At 48.8% G+C, this 1,268-nt stretch carries 1 protein-coding gene; it reads left to right on the top strand.

Features of this window, described 5'->3' with window-relative positions; genetic code table 11:
• The coding region (locus R7Z78_RS24405) for a toprim domain-containing protein (RefSeq protein WP_318117033.1) at window positions 1-1,268 on the top strand (1,268 nt) is incomplete at both ends.

The following is a 1,268-nucleotide window of genomic DNA, read 5'->3' as shown; positions in this document are numbered from 1 at the left end:
TTATGGATAAAGAAGGCTTCTCGAAGAAAGCGAAAACGGCAACGTCAGGTGACGATGCGCGTGAAGGTTTGACAGCCGTTGTTTCAGTAAAAGTGCCTGATCCAAAATTCTCGAGCCAAACTAAAGATAAACTGGTTTCTTCTGAAGTGAAATCAGCGGTTGAATCGGCGATGGGTGAGAAGCTATCTGAGTTCTTGGTCGAAAACCCAAGCGAAGCGAAGATGGTTTGCTCGAAAATCATCGATGCAGCACGTGCACGTGAAGCCGCACGTAAAGCGCGTGAAATGACTCGTCGTAAAGGTGCGCTAGACCTAGCAGGCCTACCAGGCAAACTTGCAGACTGTCAGGAAAAAGATCCGGCACTCTCTGAACTATACATTGTGGAGGGTGACTCTGCGGGTGGTTCAGCTAAGCAGGGTCGTAACCGTAAGAATCAGGCAATCCTACCGCTGAAAGGTAAGATCCTGAACGTAGAAAAAGCACGTTTCGACAAGATGTTGTCTTCGCAAGAAGTTGCAACGCTTATTACAGCACTTGGCTGTGGTATCGGTCGTGACGAGTACAACCCGGACAAACTGCGTTACCACAACATCATCATCATGACCGATGCTGACGTCGATGGTTCGCACATCCGTACGCTACTGTTGACCTTCTTCTACCGTCAAATGCCAGAGCTTATCGAGCGTGGTTACGTGTATATGGCTCAGCCACCACTATACAAAGTGAAGAAGGGCAAACAAGAGCAGTACATCAAAGATGAAGAAGCGATGAACCAGTACCAAGTATCATTGGCATTGGACAACGCATCACTGCACGTAAACGCAGAAGCTCCAGCTCTAGCTGGCGAAGCGCTAGAAAAACTGGTTCAACAATACAATGCAGGTATCAAGCTTGCTGATCGTCTGAGCCGTCGTTACCCTCGCGCCTTAGTGCATGAGCTTATCTACACATCTCGTCTAACGGCTGAGCAGTGTCATGATGCAGCAGCAGTAGAAGCTTGGACAAAACAACTTGTTGAGCAACTAAACGCGAAAGAAGTGGGTGCAAGCCAATACAGCTACGAAGTGGAGCTGCACGCAGAGCTTGGTTTGAGCCTGCCGAAGATCATCGTTCGTACACACGGTGTGACTCACGAGCACGCGCTAAGTGTTGATTTCCTAAACTCAAAAGAATACGGCAAGCTGGCGGACCTTTCTGAAGTCCTAGACGGTCTTCTAGAAGAGGGCGCGTACATCAAACGTGGTGAACGTACTCTGCCAGTATCAAGC

The organism is Vibrio sp. 1167, assembly GCF_033340375.1.
In the GTDB taxonomy this organism is placed as follows: domain Bacteria; phylum Pseudomonadota; class Gammaproteobacteria; order Enterobacterales; family Vibrionaceae; genus Vibrio; species Vibrio alginolyticus.
Note: the sequence above shows the minus strand (reverse complement) of the source record. Positions and strands in the feature narration are given on the sequence as shown.